Raw genomic sequence first — 255 nt, 5'->3', positions numbered from 1 at the left:
GCGCAAGGAGATGGCGAAAGAGGCGATAATCAAACATGCCATCAGCATTCGCCTTGCTTGCAGCTGTCTAGGTATTAGCGAGAGCTGTTTTTACTATCAAAGCAAGCTCAATGCTGAGAACTAGCAGGTTGCTGATTGGCTGCTTCGATTAACCGACAATAAAAAGCGCTGGGGATTTGGCCTATGCTTCTTGTACCTGCGTAATGTCAAAGGTTTTAAATGGAACCATAAGCGCGTTTACCGCATTTACTGTGA

General features: G+C 45.5%; 1 pseudogene. It reads left to right on the top strand.

The window, feature by feature from the left end:
- A pseudogene (locus tag VQ643_RS16435) lies at positions 1 to 255 on the top strand (IS3 family transposase); the annotation flags it as partial.

It is taken from the genome of Pseudomonas sp. F1_0610 (genome assembly GCF_047470865.1).
Classification (GTDB): domain Bacteria; phylum Pseudomonadota; class Gammaproteobacteria; order Pseudomonadales; family Pseudomonadaceae; genus JAZDRH01.
This window is presented reverse-complemented; position numbering and strand designations above follow the sequence as displayed.